Origin of the sequence: Streptomyces violaceus (genome assembly GCF_036014075.1) — a bacterium.
Classification (GTDB): domain Bacteria; phylum Actinomycetota; class Actinomycetes; order Streptomycetales; family Streptomycetaceae; genus Streptomyces; species Streptomyces violaceus.
Map to the genome: position 1 here is coordinate 6,908,843 of NZ_CP107911.1, position 13,093 is coordinate 6,921,935.

The 13,093-nt window shown below is 69.2% G+C and carries 17 protein-coding genes; 15 read left to right on the forward strand and 2 right to left on the reverse strand.

Annotation, left to right across the window (positions count from 1 at the left end):
- The first annotated feature begins 113 nt into the window (after nt 1-113).
- Genes OG542_RS31045 through OG542_RS31080 form a run of 8 tightly spaced genes read left to right on the forward strand, consistent with a single transcriptional unit; the run spans nt 114 to nt 6,698 of the window.
- The gene (locus OG542_RS31045) at nt 114-875 is read left to right on the forward strand and encodes a helix-turn-helix transcriptional regulator (protein ID WP_311125045.1); all 762 of its coding nucleotides are present in this window, start codon (nt 114-116) and stop codon (nt 873-875) included.
- Complete coding sequence (gene sufB, locus OG542_RS31050; RefSeq protein ID WP_193480709.1) at nt 872-2,293, forward strand: Fe-S cluster assembly protein SufB; 1,422 nt, start codon at nt 872-874, stop codon at nt 2,291-2,293. The genes OG542_RS31045 and sufB overlap by 4 nt, the downstream gene beginning before the upstream one ends.
- 59 nt (nt 2,294-2,352) lie before the next feature.
- Nucleotides 2,353-3,537, forward strand: a complete 1,185-nt coding sequence (sufD, locus tag OG542_RS31055) for a Fe-S cluster assembly protein SufD (RefSeq protein ID WP_328415125.1) — start codon at nt 2,353-2,355, stop codon at nt 3,535-3,537.
- Nucleotides 3,534-3,857 (forward strand): non-heme iron oxygenase ferredoxin subunit, encoded by a 324-nt coding sequence (locus OG542_RS31060; RefSeq protein WP_184596902.1) that lies wholly within the window; start codon nt 3,534-3,536, stop codon nt 3,855-3,857. The genes sufD and OG542_RS31060 overlap by 4 nt, the downstream gene beginning before the upstream one ends.
- Before the next feature lie 7 nt (nt 3,858-3,864).
- Nucleotides 3,865-4,629 carry a Fe-S cluster assembly ATPase SufC gene (gene sufC / locus OG542_RS31065; RefSeq protein WP_184596904.1) on the forward strand — a complete coding sequence of 255 codons (765 nt, stop codon included), beginning with the start codon at nt 3,865-3,867 and terminating at the stop codon, nt 4,627-4,629.
- The gene (locus OG542_RS31070; RefSeq protein ID WP_193480711.1) at nt 4,626-5,882 is read left to right on the forward strand and encodes a cysteine desulfurase; all 1,257 of its coding nucleotides are present in this window, start codon (nt 4,626-4,628) and stop codon (nt 5,880-5,882) included. The genes sufC and OG542_RS31070 overlap by 4 nt, the downstream gene beginning before the upstream one ends.
- A 16-nt stretch (nt 5,883-5,898) precedes the next feature.
- Nucleotides 5,899-6,369, forward strand: coding sequence for a Fe-S cluster assembly sulfur transfer protein SufU (sufU, locus tag OG542_RS31075; RefSeq protein ID WP_193480712.1), 471 nt, complete (start codon nt 5,899-5,901; stop codon nt 6,367-6,369).
- Entirely contained in the window at nt 6,366-6,698 is a 333-nt protein-coding gene (locus OG542_RS31080; protein ID WP_184596910.1) for a metal-sulfur cluster assembly factor, read from the forward strand. Before sufU ends, OG542_RS31080 begins: the two co-directional genes overlap by 4 nt.
- A 55-nt stretch (nt 6,699-6,753) precedes the next feature.
- Here the strand turns inward: OG542_RS31080 and OG542_RS31085 are convergent, their stop codons facing one another.
- Nucleotides 6,754-7,587 (reverse strand): AbfB domain-containing protein, encoded by an 834-nt coding sequence (locus OG542_RS31085; RefSeq protein WP_328415128.1) that lies wholly within the window; start codon nt 7,585-7,587, stop codon nt 6,754-6,756.
- 167 nt (nt 7,588-7,754) lie between these two features.
- Here OG542_RS31085 and OG542_RS31090 point away from each other — a divergent pair, with 167 nt between their 5' ends.
- From OG542_RS31090 to OG542_RS31110, 5 genes are all read left to right on the forward strand, one after another.
- On the forward strand, nt 7,755-8,075 hold the full coding sequence (locus tag OG542_RS31090; protein WP_311125042.1) for a DMT family transporter: 321 nt from the start codon (nt 7,755-7,757) through the stop codon (nt 8,073-8,075).
- Entirely contained in the window at nt 8,075-8,638 is a 564-nt protein-coding gene (locus OG542_RS31095) for a TetR/AcrR family transcriptional regulator (RefSeq protein ID WP_328415130.1), read from the forward strand. Before OG542_RS31090 ends, OG542_RS31095 begins: the two co-directional genes overlap by 1 nt.
- Before the next feature lie 164 nt (nt 8,639-8,802).
- Nucleotides 8,803-9,792: a 2,3,4,5-tetrahydropyridine-2,6-dicarboxylate N-succinyltransferase gene (dapD, locus tag OG542_RS31100; RefSeq protein ID WP_261681466.1), complete on the forward strand. Its 990-nt coding sequence runs from the start codon at nt 8,803-8,805 to the stop codon at nt 9,790-9,792.
- Between the two features lie 155 nt (nt 9,793-9,947).
- On the forward strand, nt 9,948-10,781 hold the full coding sequence (locus tag OG542_RS31105) for an NAD(P)H-binding protein (protein WP_328415132.1): 834 nt from the start codon (nt 9,948-9,950) through the stop codon (nt 10,779-10,781).
- Nucleotides 10,782-10,895: 114 nt separating this feature from the next.
- Nucleotides 10,896-11,126 (forward strand): hypothetical protein, encoded by a 231-nt coding sequence (locus OG542_RS31110; RefSeq protein WP_328415134.1) that lies wholly within the window; start codon nt 10,896-10,898, stop codon nt 11,124-11,126.
- 109 nt (nt 11,127-11,235) lie between these two features.
- On the opposite strand, the gene dapA is transcribed toward OG542_RS31110, so the two are convergent.
- A complete protein-coding gene (gene dapA / locus OG542_RS31115) occupies nt 11,236-12,120 on the reverse strand; it encodes a 4-hydroxy-tetrahydrodipicolinate synthase (protein ID WP_328415136.1) in 885 nt (294 codons plus the stop codon).
- Between the two features lie 179 nt (nt 12,121-12,299).
- Between dapA and OG542_RS31120 the strand changes: the two genes are divergently transcribed.
- Complete coding sequence (locus OG542_RS31120; RefSeq protein WP_328415138.1) at nt 12,300-12,707, forward strand: phage holin family protein; 408 nt, start codon at nt 12,300-12,302, stop codon at nt 12,705-12,707.
- Nucleotides 12,704-13,072, forward strand: coding sequence for a DUF3618 domain-containing protein (locus OG542_RS31125; protein WP_328415140.1), 369 nt, complete (start codon nt 12,704-12,706; stop codon nt 13,070-13,072). The genes OG542_RS31120 and OG542_RS31125 overlap by 4 nt, the downstream gene beginning before the upstream one ends.
- Nucleotides 13,073-13,093 lie beyond the last annotated feature (21 nt).

Here is a 13,093-nt window from a genome sequence, read left to right on the forward strand (position 1 = left end):
GATCAGAGATCGTTTCCGCAGGTCAGGTTAGCTTTACCTAAGTGACGCAAGGCACCGTCGAGTGAGACGGGCATGGCTTGCCCGGTCCTGAAGAATTACGCAACAATGGCGTTGTGAAAAACGTCGGCGAGGCTCGGGAGGCCCCCATGGGTGCCCCACAGGAGGAACTCGCGACCGGTGAGCGGTCCACCCGCAACCGGGTCGCGCGGTCCATCCTGGACCACGGCCCGTCGACCGTCGCCGAGCTCGCCGAGCGGCTGCGCCTCACCCAGGCGGCCGTACGCCGGCACCTGGACGCCCTCGCGGGCGACGGTGTCGTGGAAGCGCGCGAGCAGCGGGTCTACGGTGCGCGTACCCGCGGCCGCCCCGCCAAGGTGTTCGCCCTGACGGACTGCGGCCGGGACGCCTTCGACCAGTCGTACGACAAGCTCGCTGCGGACGCGCTGCGCTGGATCGCCGACCGCGAGGGCGGCAACGAGGCGATCGCCGCCTTCGCCCGCGCCAGGATCGCCGCGCAGGCGGGCGCGTACCGCGAGGCGGTCGAGGCAGCGCCGCCCGAGCAGCGGACCGAAGCGCTGGCCAAGGCCCTGAGCACGGACGGGTACGCTGCTACGGCGCGCAGCGCGCCCCACCCGCAGCGGGGTGAACAGCTCTGCCAGCACCACTGCCCGGTAGCCCACGTCGCCGAGCAGTTCCCCCAGTTGTGCGAGGCGGAGACGGAATTTTTCGCCGAGCTGCTCGGTACGCACGTACAGCGGCTCGCCACCATCGCGCACGGCGACGGCGTCTGCACGACGTTCATCCCCAAGATTTCCCACACGCAAGTTGACAGCGACAACGCATCTGCAAGCACGGCCGGGAGGAACCCCGCATGACTCTCCCCACGGAGACTGCCCACCCTGAGCTCGAGGGTCTGGGCAAGTACGAATACGGCTGGGCCGACTCCGACACGGCCGGCGCCTCTGCCAAGCGCGGCATCAACGAGGACGTCGTCCGCGACATCTCCGACAAGAAGAACGAGCCGGAGTGGATGACCAAGCTCCGTCTCAAGGGCCTGCGCCTGTTCGAGAAGAAGCCCATGCCGAACTGGGGCTCGGACCTGTCGGGGATCGACTTCGACAACATCAAGTACTTCGTGCGCTCCACGGAGAAGCAGGCGGAGTCCTGGGAGGACCTGCCCGAGGACATCAAGAACACGTACGACAAGCTCGGCATCCCCGAGGCGGAGAAGCAGCGCCTCGTCGCCGGTGTCGCCGCCCAGTACGAGTCCGAGGTCGTCTACCACCAGATCCGCGAGGACCTGGAGGAGCAGGGCGTCATCTTCCTGGACACCGACACGGCCCTGAAGGAGCACCCGGAGCTCTTCAAGGAGTACTTCGGGACCGTCATCCCCGTCGGTGACAACAAGTTCGCGTCGCTGAACAGCGCGGTGTGGTCGGGCGGCTCCTTCATCTACGTGCCGCCGGGCGTCCACGTGGAGATCCCGCTCCAGGCCTACTTCCGTATCAACACGGAGAACATGGGCCAGTTCGAGCGGACCCTGATCATCGTCGACGAGGGTGCCTACGTGCACTACGTCGAGGGCTGCACCGCCCCGATCTACAAGTCGGACTCGCTGCACTCCGCGGTCGTCGAGATCATCGTCAAGAAGAACGCCCGCTGCCGCTACACGACCATCCAGAACTGGTCGAACAACGTCTACAACCTGGTCACCAAGCGTGCCGTGGCCTACGAGGGCGCGACCATGGAGTGGGTCGACGGCAACATCGGCTCCAAGGTGACGATGAAGTACCCGGCCGTCTACCTGATGGGCGAGCACGCCAAGGGCGAGACCCTGTCCATCGCCTTCGCCGGCGAGGGGCAGCACCAGGACGCGGGCGCCAAGATGGTCCACATGGCCCCGAACACGTCGTCCAACATCGTCTCGAAGTCCGTCGCGCGCGGCGGTGGCCGCACCTCCTACCGCGGTCTCATCGAGATCGGCGAGGGCGCCCCGGGCTCGAAGTCGAACGTGCTCTGTGACGCGCTGCTCGTCGACACGATCTCCCGCTCGGACACCTACCCCTACGTGGACGTCCGCGAGGACGACGTGTCCATGGGCCACGAGGCGACCGTCTCCAAGGTCTCCGAGGACCAGCTCTTCTACCTGATGAGCCGCGGTCTGAGCGAGTTCGAGGCGATGGCGATGATCGTGCGCGGTTTCGTCGAGCCCATCGCCAAGGAGCTCCCCATGGAGTACGCGCTGGAGCTCAACCGGCTGATCGAGCTGCAGATGGAAGGCGCGGTCGGCTGAGCCGGTCCGCGATCACCATCAAGCCCCTTACGTAACGGAAAGCGAGCACTACGACAGCCATGGCTGAGGCCCAGAATATCCCGGTGGGCTCCACCACCACCGGCTCGATCGCGGTGGCGGCCGAGTCGACCATCGCCACCCGCATGAGCGCGCCCCCCTCCTTCGACGTGGCGGACTTCCCCGTCCCGCACGGCCGGGAGGAGGAGTGGCGGTTCACCCCGCTGGCGCGCCTGCGCGGCCTGCACGACGGCACCGCCGCGGCCAACGGCAACGGCGTGAAGGTCGCTGTCCAGGCCCCCGAGGGCGTCACCGTCGAGGCCGTCGGCCGCGACGACGCGCGGCTCGGCAAGGCGGGCACCCCGGCGGACCGTGTCGCCGCCCAGGCCTACTCCGCCTTCGAGAAGGCCTCGGTCGTGACCGTCCCGAAGGAGACCGTCCTCACCGAGCCGATCCGCATCGCGGTGCACGGCGAGGGCGGGACCGCCTTCGGCCACCAGGTGATCGAGCTGGGCGCCTTCGCCGAGGCCGTCGTGGTCATCGACCACACCGGTGACGCGGTGCTCGCCGCCAACGTCGACTACCTCCTGGGCGACGGCGCCAAGCTGACCGTCGTCTCCGTCCAGGACTGGGACGACAAGGCCGTCCACGTGGCCCAGCACAACGCGCTCGTCGGCCGCGACGCCTCCTTCAAGTCGGTCGTCGTCACCTTCGGCGGCGACGTCGTCCGGCTGCACCCGCGCGTGCAGTACGCCGGACCCGGCGGCGAGGCCGAGCTGTTCGGCCTGTACTTCACCGACCAGGGCCAGCACCAGGAGCACCGCCTCCTGGTCGACCACAACGTCCCGCACTGCAAGTCGAACGTCGTCTACAAGGGCGCGCTCCAGGGCGACGAGGCGCACGCGGTGTGGATCGGCGACGTGCTCATCGAGGCCAAGGCCGAGGGCACCGACACGTACGAGATGAACCGCAACCTGGTCCTCACGGACGGGGCGCGCGTGGACTCCGTACCGAACCTCGAGATCGAGACCGGCGAGATCGTCGGCGCCGGCCACGCCTCGGCGACCGGCCGCTTCGACGACGAGCAGCTCTTCTACCTCATGGCCCGCGGCATCCCGGAGCACGAGGCCCGCCGCCTCGTGGTCCGCGGCTTCTTCGCCGAGCTGGTCCAGCAGATCGGCCTCCCGGACATCGAGGAGCGCCTGATCGCCAAGATCGACGAGGAGCTGGAGGCGTCGGTGGCATGAGCCTCGCATTTGTACGAGTCTGTGGACTGAGCGAGCTGGAGGACGACACCCCGAAGCGGGTGGAACTCGACGGCACGCCCCTGTCCATCGTGCAGACCGAGGGCGAGGTGTTCGCGATCAACGACATCTGCTCGCACGCGAACGTCTCCCTGTCGGAGGGCGAGGTCGACGACTGCCACATCGAGTGCTGGCTGCACGGCTCGCGCTTCGACCTCCGTTCCGGCAAGCCCGACGCCCTTCCGGCGACGCGACCCGTCCCCGTATACCCCGTAAAGATCGAAGGGGACGACGTGCTCGTCTCCCTCACCCAGGAGTCCTGAGGCACCCATGGCAACGCTTGAAATCCGAGACCTGCACGTCACCGTCGAGGTCGAGAACGGCACGAAGGAAATCCTCAAGGGTGTCGACCTCACCGTGAAGCAGGGCGAGACGCACGCCATCATGGGCCCCAACGGCTCCGGCAAGTCGACCCTCGCCTACTCCCTCGCGGGCCACCCGAAGTACACGATCACCGGCGGCACCGTCACCCTCGACGGCGAGGACGTCCTGGAGATGTCCGTCGACGAGCGGGCCCGCGCCGGCCTGTTCCTCGCCATGCAGTACCCGGTCGAGGTCCCGGGCGTGTCGGTGAGCAACTTCCTGCGTACCTCCGCCACCGCCATCCGCGGCGAGGCCCCCAAGCTGCGCACCTGGGTGAAGGAGGTCAAGGAGGCCATGGAGCGCCTCAACATCGACCCGTCCTTCGCCGAGCGCAACGTCAACGAGGGCTTCTCCGGCGGTGAGAAGAAGCGCCACGAGATCCTTCAGCTGGAGCTGCTCAAGCCGAAGATCGCGGTCCTCGACGAGACCGACTCCGGCCTGGACGTCGACGCGCTGCGCGTCGTCTCCGAGGGCGTGAACCGGGTCCGCGAGACGGGCGAGGTCGGCACCCTGCTGATCACCCACTACACCCGCATCCTCCGCTACATCAAGCCCGACCACGTGCACGTCTTCTCCGGCGGCCGGATCGTCGAGTCCGGCGGCGCCGAGCTCGCCGACAAGCTGGAGGACGAGGGCTACGAGGCATACACGAAGGGTGGCGCATCCGCGTGACACAGCTGCCGGGCCTCCTCGACGCCGAGGCGCTCCGCAAGGACTTCCCGATCCTGGACCGCCAGGTCCATGACGGAAAGAAGCTCGTCTACCTCGACAACGCGGCGACCTCGCAGACCCCGCGCCAGGTCATCGACGTTCTCGACGAGTACTACGAGCAGCACAACGCCAACGTCCACCGTGGCGTGCATGTCCTCGCCGAGGAGGCCACGGCGCTGTACGAGGGCGCGCGCGACAAGGTCGCGGAGTTCATCAACGCGCCCTCGCGGAACGAGGTGATCTTCACCAAGAACGCCTCGGAGTCGCTCAACCTCGTGGCGAACATGCTGGGCTGGGCCGACGAGCCCTACCGCGTGGACTCCGAGACCGAGATCGTCATCACGGAGATGGAGCACCACTCCAACATCGTGCCCTGGCAGCTGCTCGCGCAGCGCACGGGCGCGAAGCTGAAGTGGTTCGGCCTCACCGACGACGGCCGCCTCGACCTGTCCAACATCGACCAGGTCATCACGGAGAAGACGAAGATCGTCTCCTTCGTGCTGGTCTCCAACATCCTGGGCACCCAGAACCCGGTCGAGGCGATAGTGCGCCGCGCCCAGGAGGTCGGTGCGCTGGTGTGCGTCGACGCCTCCCAGGCCGCTCCGCACATGCCGCTGGACGTACAGGCCCTGCAGGCCGACTTCGTGGCCTTCACCGGCCACAAGATGTGCGGCCCGACCGGCATCGGCGTCCTGTGGGGACGGCAGGAGCTCCTGGAGGACCTGCCTCCGTTCCTCGGCGGCGGCGAGATGATCGAGACGGTGTCGATGCACTCCTCGACGTACGCCCCGGCGCCCCACAAGTTCGAGGCGGGTACGCCCCCGATCGCCCAGGCGGTCGGGCTCGGCGCGGCGATCGACTATCTCAACTCGATCGGCATGGACAAGATCTTCGCCCACGAGCACGCGCTCACCGAGTACGCGGTGAAGCGGCTCCTGGAGGTCCCCGACCTCCGGATCATCGGCCCCACCACGGCCGAGGAGCGGGGCGCGGCGATCTCCTTCACCCTCGGGGACATCCACCCGCACGATGTGGGCCAGGTCCTCGACGAGCAGGGCATCGCGGTCCGGGTCGGCCACCACTGCGCGCGGCCGGTCTGCCTGCGCTACGGAATTCCCGCGACCACGCGAGCGTCGTTCTATCTGTACTCCACGCCGACCGAGATCGACGCACTGGTCGACGGCCTGGAGCACGTACGGAACTTCTTCGGCTGAGAGGCGTGCGGAAACCGTGAAGCTGGATTCGATGTACCAGGAAGTCATCCTGGACCACTACAAGAACCCGCACGGGCGGGGCTTGCGGGACGGCGACGCCGAGGTGCACCACGTCAACCCGACGTGCGGTGACGAGATCACGCTGCGCGTGAAGTACGACGGCGCGACGATCGAGGACGTCTCGTACGAGGGCCAGGGCTGTTCCATCAGCCAGGCGAGCGCGTCCGTCCTGAACGAACTCCTCGTCGGCAAGGACCTCTCCGACGCGCGGAAGATCCAGGAGACCTTCCTGGAGCTGATGCAGTCCAAGGGGAAGCTCGAGCCCGACGACGCGATGGAGGAGATCCTGGAGGACGCGGTCGCGTTCGCCGGGGTGTCCAAGTACCCGGCCCGGGTCAAGTGCGCCCTGTTGAGCTGGATGGCCTGGAAGGACGCGACGGCCCAGGCCCTGGGCGAGGCCGACGCCGAAAGGAAGACGACGGCATGAGCGAGACCATCGAGATGAAGCCGGCCTCGGAGGACGAGGTCCGCGAGGCCCTGTACGACGTCGTCGACCCCGAGCTGGGCATCGACGTCGTCAACCTCGGGCTGATCTACGGCATTCACATCGACGACGCGAACATCGCGACGATCGACATGACCCTGACGTCGGCGGCCTGCCCGCTCACCGACGTCATCGAGGACCAGGCGAAGTCCGCCACGGACGGCATCGTGAACGAACTGCGCATCAACTGGGTCTGGATGCCCCCGTGGGGCCCCGACAAGATCACGGACGACGGTCGGGAGCAGCTTCGGGCTCTCGGGTTCAACGTCTGAGATCCACGCGTGACGAAGGGGCGGCACCCTCCCGGGTGCCGCCCCTTCGTCACGCTCAGTCCAGCCCGGCCACCAGCCGGAACGACGCGTCCGCGCGGTACTGGCCGTCGTGCTGGTAGGGATCGAGGCGGAGTTGGAAGTTGCGGTGGCGCAGGAAGCGGCCCGGGTAGTTCACCGACTCCAGCATGACCGCGCCCGAGGGGTACGCGGGGCGGGGGCAGAAGGTGGCGTCCTTGCGGAAGAGGGCGGAGCCGTCGTCGGTGTCCTCGACGAGGACGAAGCTGCGGTGGCGGAGGTGGCGGCCGTCCGCAGTGGTGAAGGAGTAGCAGGAGGAGTCGGCGAGTCCGGCGACGCGCCGGAATGTGGCGTCCTCACGCTGCTCGGGGCCGGAGCCGATCGAGTCCAGGCGCACATAGCCGTCGCGCACACGCCAGTAGCGGTCGGTGTAGTTGACCGAGCGTATGGATATCCCGTGGGACTTCGGGGGCTTCGGCGCCGGTGAAGTCCGGTGGGACTCCGAGGGCTTCGGCGCCTTCGGGCGCGGCTTCGCAGAAGCGGCCGGGCTGGTGGGTGCGCTCGTCGTGGGGGTGGGGGACGGGCGTCCGCGGTCCTTGCCGGGCGCGGGCGTGCTGTTCCCGGAGGGCGTCGCGAAGGAGATCAGGCCGCCCGGGGCCGAGTTGGTGAGTGTCGTCGGCTCCGCCGACTCGGGTGCCGGTTCGCCGGACTGACTGTCCATCACGGCGATCGCCGTCACGCACGCGGTGACCGTGGTCAGGGCGAGGGCGCCCGCCAGCCAGAGCCTTCGCGTTCCCGGTGCCCGGGTGGTGTCCGGGGCCCAGCCGCTCTCCCACGGACGGTCCTGTGGCGGCCGGGACTTGTCTTCTGTCATGCGCTTGTTCCTCCATCGGGCACCCTTGACGGCGGCGCAGTTGTGGTGGCCCGGTGCGTGATCGGTGACACCGTAGTGGACGTCGGGGATCACCGGGGGCGTTTGCTGAGAGCGGTTTCCGTCCTGTGATGTGTACGGTCGTACAGATGGTGTGTACGCTCGTACATATGGGTTATCTGCTGCTGGCCGCGGCCATCACCGCTGAAGTGGGTGCGACCACCGCCATGAAGTACAGCGACGGCTTCAGCAGGCTCGGGCCCTCGCTGATCACGCTCCTCGGATACGTCGTCTCCTTCGCACTGCTCGCGCAGACGCTGAAGACCGTCTCCGTAGGCTCGGCCTACGCCATCTGGTCCGGCGTCGGCACCGCGGCCATCGCCACCATCGGGATCCTGTTCCTGGGGGAGGGCCTGACCACGGCCAAGGCCGCCGGGATCGCGCTGATCATCGTCGGGGTCGTGGTGCTGAACATGGGAGGCGGTCACTGATGCCCAGGCGTTATGACCCCGAGCGGCGGCAGCGGATCATCGACGCCGCGATGCGGGTCGTCGGGGAGAAGGGCATCGCCGGGCTGAGCCACCGCAGTGCCGCCGCCGAGGCCGATGTGCCGCTCGGCTCCACGACGTACCACTTCAAGACCCTCGACGAACTGATGGTCGCCGCGCTGCGGCAGGCCAACGAGGGGTTCGCCAAGGTGGTCGCCGCGCGCGGCGGCCTGGAGGATCCGCAGACCGACCTCGCGGCCGAACTCGCCGGGTGGATGGGCGAGTGGCTCGCGGGCGACCGCACCGCCGTCGAGCTGGAGTACGAGCTGTACCTGGCCGCCCTGCGCCGGGCCGCTCTGCGGCCCGTCGCCGCCGAGTGCACCGAGGGACTCGCCGAGGTGTTGTCCCGGCGCACGGATCCGGTCACCGCGCGGGCGCTCGTGGCGCTCATCGACGGCATCTGCCTTCAGGCGCTGCTGACGGGGGTGCCGTACGACGAGGCGTATGCGCGGGAGGTGCTGGGCCGGGTCGTGGCGGGGGCGCGCCCTCGCCAGGCGGGGGAGTGAGGTCGGTGGCGGGGCGGGAGCGCGCCCTCGCGGGGCGGGGGAGTGAGGCCGGTGGCGGGGCGGCCGCCGCGCGTCGCCGACCAGCAGGGAGACGTACCGCCCGGCACGTGAGACGTCCCCGTACCGGTTCGCATCGACCGCCGTCCGCCGGTTAGGTTGCCCTCATGACCGACACGACTGCTCCTCGCACCACCGGCGCCGTGGCCGCCGGCCTCGCCACGATCGCCGCCGACGGCACCGTCCTCGACACCTGGTTCCCCGCGCCCGAGCTGGCCGCCGAGCCCGGCCCGTCCGGCACCGAGCGGCTGTCCGCCGAGCGTGCCGCGGAGCTGCTCGGCGGCGGCGCGACCGCTGCGGTCGGCCCGGACGCCCGCCGGGGCGTCGAGGTGGTCGCGGTCCGCACGGTCATCGCCTCCCTCGACGAGAAGCCGGTCGACGCGCACGACGTCTACCTGCGCCTGCACCTGCTCTCGCACCGCCTGGTGAAGCCGCACGGCCAGAGCCTCGACGGCATCTTCGGCCATCTCGCCAACGTCGCCTGGACCTCGCTGGGCCCGGTCGCCGTCGACGACCTGGAGAAGGTCCGCCTGAACGCGCGCGCCGAGGGCCTGCACCTGCAGGTGACGAGCGTGGACAAGTTCCCGCGCATGACGGACTACGTGGCCCCCAAGGGCGTCCGCATCGCCGACGCCGACCGGGTCCGCCTCGGTGCGCACCTCTCCGAGGGCACCACCGTCATGCACGAGGGCTTCGTGAACTTCAACGCCGGCACGCTCGGCACGTCGATGGTCGAGGGCCGTATCTCCGCGGGCGTCCTGATCGGCGACGGCTCGGACATCGGCGGCGGCGCCTCCACCATGGGCACGCTGTCCGGCGGCGGCAACGTCATCATCTCCATCGGCGAGCGCTGCCTGATCGGCGCCGAGGCGGGCGTGGGCATCGCCCTCGGCGACGAGTGCGTCGTCGAGGCCGGCCTCTATGTCACCGCCGGCACCCGCGTCACCATGCCCGACGGCCAGATCATCAAGGCCCGCGAGCTGTCCGGCGCCTCCAACATCCTGTTCCGCCGCAACTCGGTCACCGGCACGGTCGAGGCCCGGCCGAACAACGCGGTGTGGGGCGGGCTGAACGAGATCCTGCACAGCCACAACTGATCTGCCTCGGTCATCGCCGAGCGCCCTCCCAGGCCCGAGGACGGCCGGGAGGGCGTTCGTGTGTCCGGCGTCGGTTCGGTGCCTTGACCTCAAGGAAAGTCGAGGTTTTAGCCTGCCGGTCAAGTGATCGATATCTGGGGCAGGAGTGGGCGGCGATGATTCTCGTGACCGGTGCGACCGGAAACATCGGAAGGGTTCTGCTGAGGGAGTTGAGTCTGGGGGGTGCCGCGTCTGTGCGGGGGCTGACCCGGGATGCGGGGCGGGTCTCGTTTCCTGATGGGATCGAGGCCGTTGAGGGCGATCTCGGTCGGGCGGACTCGCTGAAGGGCGCGCTGGAGGGGGTGCGTTCGCTGTTTCTGTTGTCGGGGATGGGAGCAGAGGAGGAGGTTCTCGCGGCTGCCCGGCAGGCCGGCGTGGAGCATGTGGTGCTCGTGTCGTCGATCACCGTGCAGACCCATCCGCGGCTGACCGCGGCCGGCGCGAACCTGGCCGTCGAGCGGTTGCTCAAGGACAGCGGTATGGCCTGGACGATCCTGCGGCCGACGCAGTACGCCTCGAACACCCTGTGGTGGGCGCAGTCGATCCGCGCGGAGGGCGTGGTCCGGGCGCCGTATGCGGACGTCGGTCTTCCCGCCGTCCACCCCGCGGACATCGCGGCGGTCGCTCGCGCGGCGCTGACCGAGCCGGGCCATCGAGGGCGGACGTACGCACTGACGGGGCCGGAACGCGTCACCGTCCGGCAGCAGGTCGCGGCCGTCGCGGCGGCTCTGGGGCGGGAGGTGGCCCTCGTCGAGATCAGCCCGGAGGAGGCACATCGGCAGATGGCTTCCTTCATGGGGGACGAGACCGCGCACGAGGTGCTCGATCTCATGGGCGGGGACGTCAACGACGAGTTGCTGACGGTGCGCGACACGGTTGCGCAGGTCACCGGTTCCGCGGCCAGGTCGTTCCGGCAGTGGGCAGCGGAGAACGGTGACGCCTTCCGCTGAACCGGGCTACGGACGTACGAATTTGCCGGGCGTGACCTCGCGACGGGCCAGGCAGATGAACTGGTGGACGCAGTGTCCGATCTGACGCCGAACCGATGAAACGAGGACCGGGGCATGAGGAACGAGCGAGAGCGGGTCGTGGCGCGCTGTCTGGCCGGGGCGGCCGCGGTACTGGCCGTGTGCTGGCTTCCGGCGGGGGCCGCGCACGCCGACGAGACCAATACGAACTCGCACAACGGCCACCGGTTCGGTCTGGTCAACGTCAGCACCGGCCAGATCGACGACCCGGCGGAGGACGTGCTGGAACACACGCTGCTGTTCGGTGACGGGTACGCCTGGAACTGAGCCGGCAGGACGGTTGTGGGGTGGCCGGGGGTTCGTATCGCACATGGGTGTGTGGTGCGGACACCGGCCCCTGGCCCGTTTGGGGGCAGGGCTCGCCCCGGGGGTCCGGTCAGGTGGTGGTCAGGGACCTGTGGAGCGACAGCAGTCCGTCGGTCGTGGTGCGGTCGGCGGGGCGTAGGGGAGCGCGGACCGGGCCTGCGGGGAGGTTCAGTGCGGTGAGGAGCGCCTTCGTGGTGACGGTGCCCGGCAGGCCTGCCGACATGACCGCCTCGATGAGGGGCGTGGCTCGCCGCTGGAGGCGGGCCGCCTGTGCGGTGTCGCCCGCGTCGAAGGCGTCCAGGACCCCTCGCAGGTGGCTCGGGATCACGTTCGCGACCGTGCTGACATAGCCCGTGCCGCCTACGGCGTACAGCGCGAGATTGTGTTCGTCGCAGCCCGCGTAGTACGCCAGGTCCGTGCGGTCCAGCACCTTCTGGGCGCCCAGGAAGTCGTAGGAGCAGTCCTTGACCGCGACGATCCGGGGGTGTCCGGCGAGGCGGAGGATCGTCTCGGGTTCGACGCGGGTACCGGTGCGGATCGGGATGTCGTAGAGCATGAGCGGGAGTTCGGTGGCGTCCGCGATCTCGCGGAAGTGGGCCTCGATCGCGTCCTGCGGGGGTCTGCTGTAGTACGGCGGGATCACCAACAGGCCGTCCGCGCCCGCCTTCTCGGCCTCCCGGGCCAGGTCGGCGGTGTGCCTTGTGTCGGCGGTGCCGATGCCCGCGACGATCGACGCCCTGTCGGCCACGGCCTCGCGGACGGCGGCGATCAGGGCCGACTTCTCGGCGTCCGTGGTGGTCGGGGATTCGCCCGTCGTGCCTGAGAGCACCAGGCCGTCGCAGCCGTGTGCGATCAGGTGGGTGGCGAGGTGCTGGGCGCCGTCGAGGTCCAGGGTTCCGGTCTCGGTGAACGGGGTGATCATGGCGCAGAGGGCGCGGCCGAACGGTGTCGTCATGTCAGTAGTGTCGGCGGCGTGTCTGTGTAGCTCCACTTAAATTTGCTACCAGGTATGGGTGAGACTTGCTTCGAGGTTCAGCGGGCGGGGTTCGTGCGTGTGGGGTCGCGGTCCGGGTACTCGGGGGTTCCTGCTTCGAGAGGAGGCGGAACGCTGTGACCGGAACGATGGAACATCGGATGGAACATCGGGTCGTGCACGACGAGCACCACTCCGTGGGCGAGCTCGTCGGACAGGCCGCGGAGCAGCTCTCGCTGCTGGTGCGGCAGGAAGTGGCTCTCGCCAAGGAGGAGCTGACCGAGAAGGGGCGGCGTGCGGGGCGTGGTGGGGGGTTGCTCGGTGCGGCGGGTGCCGTCGCCTATGCCGGGTTTCTCGCGCTGGCCGGTACGGGCGTCGCCGCGCTCTCGCTGGTGCTGTCCGTGTGGGCCGCGGCGCTCATCGTGACGGGGGTGCTGTTCGTCATCGCCGCTGTGCTGGGTGCGGTCGGCCGGGGGCAGCTGCGTCGGGCCACGCCTCCCACGCCTGAGGAGGCTCTCGGCAGTGTGAAGGCGGACGTGGAGGCGATCAGGGAAAGGGCGCATCGATGACGGACGCGACGAGTGGGGCCAAGGGGCCCGATGAGCTGCGGCGACAGATCGAGCGGACCCGCAGTGAACTCGGCAATACCGTGGAGGAGTTGGCGGGGAAGGCGGATGTGAAGGGGCGTGCGCGGGCGCGGGCGGCTGATCTCCGGGACAAGGCCGGGGCGATGACGGTGCAGTTGCGCAGCAGTGCGGTGCAGGCTGGGCATACGGTGCAGGACAGGGCGACGCATACGGGGCCTCGGCCGGTGCGCGGTGCTGTTCAGGCCGGGTTGCGGCATCCGCGGCCGGTGCTGGTGGTGGGGGCGGCTGCGGGGGCGGTGGTGGCTGTCGGGGTGTTGCGGCGGAGGCATCATCACGGGCATCACTGAGTGCTTGTGGCGGCTTGGGGG

Bases quoted from the DNA above. Each gene is read 5' to 3' on its own strand.
- sufB (WP_193480709.1), top strand. From the start codon at position 872: ATGACTCTCCCCACGGAGACTGCCCACCCTGAGCTCGAGGGTCTGGGC.
- dapD (WP_261681466.1), top strand. From the start codon at position 8,803: ATGACCGACACGACTGCTCCTCGCACCACCGGCGCCGTGGCCGCCGGC.
- OG542_RS31095 (WP_328415130.1), top strand. From the start codon at position 8,075: ATGCCCAGGCGTTATGACCCCGAGCGGCGGCAGCGGATCATCGACGCC.
- dapA (WP_328415136.1), bottom strand. From the start codon at position 12,120: ATGACGACACCGTTCGGCCGCGCCCTCTGCGCCATGATCACCCCGTTC.
- OG542_RS31080 (WP_184596910.1), top strand. From the start codon at position 6,366: ATGAGCGAGACCATCGAGATGAAGCCGGCCTCGGAGGACGAGGTCCGC.
- OG542_RS31090 (WP_311125042.1), top strand. From the start codon at position 7,755: ATGGGTTATCTGCTGCTGGCCGCGGCCATCACCGCTGAAGTGGGTGCG.
- sufC (WP_184596904.1), top strand. From the start codon at position 3,865: ATGGCAACGCTTGAAATCCGAGACCTGCACGTCACCGTCGAGGTCGAG.
- OG542_RS31125 (WP_328415140.1), top strand. From the start codon at position 12,704: ATGACGGACGCGACGAGTGGGGCCAAGGGGCCCGATGAGCTGCGGCGA.
- sufD (WP_328415125.1), top strand. From the start codon at position 2,353: ATGGCTGAGGCCCAGAATATCCCGGTGGGCTCCACCACCACCGGCTCG.
- OG542_RS31105 (WP_328415132.1), top strand. From the start codon at position 9,948: ATGATTCTCGTGACCGGTGCGACCGGAAACATCGGAAGGGTTCTGCTG.
- OG542_RS31085 (WP_328415128.1), bottom strand. From the start codon at position 7,587: ATGACAGAAGACAAGTCCCGGCCGCCACAGGACCGTCCGTGGGAGAGC.
- OG542_RS31110 (WP_328415134.1), top strand. From the start codon at position 10,896: ATGAGGAACGAGCGAGAGCGGGTCGTGGCGCGCTGTCTGGCCGGGGCG.
- OG542_RS31120 (WP_328415138.1), top strand. From the start codon at position 12,300: ATGGAACATCGGGTCGTGCACGACGAGCACCACTCCGTGGGCGAGCTC.
- OG542_RS31060 (WP_184596902.1), top strand. From the start codon at position 3,534: ATGAGCCTCGCATTTGTACGAGTCTGTGGACTGAGCGAGCTGGAGGAC.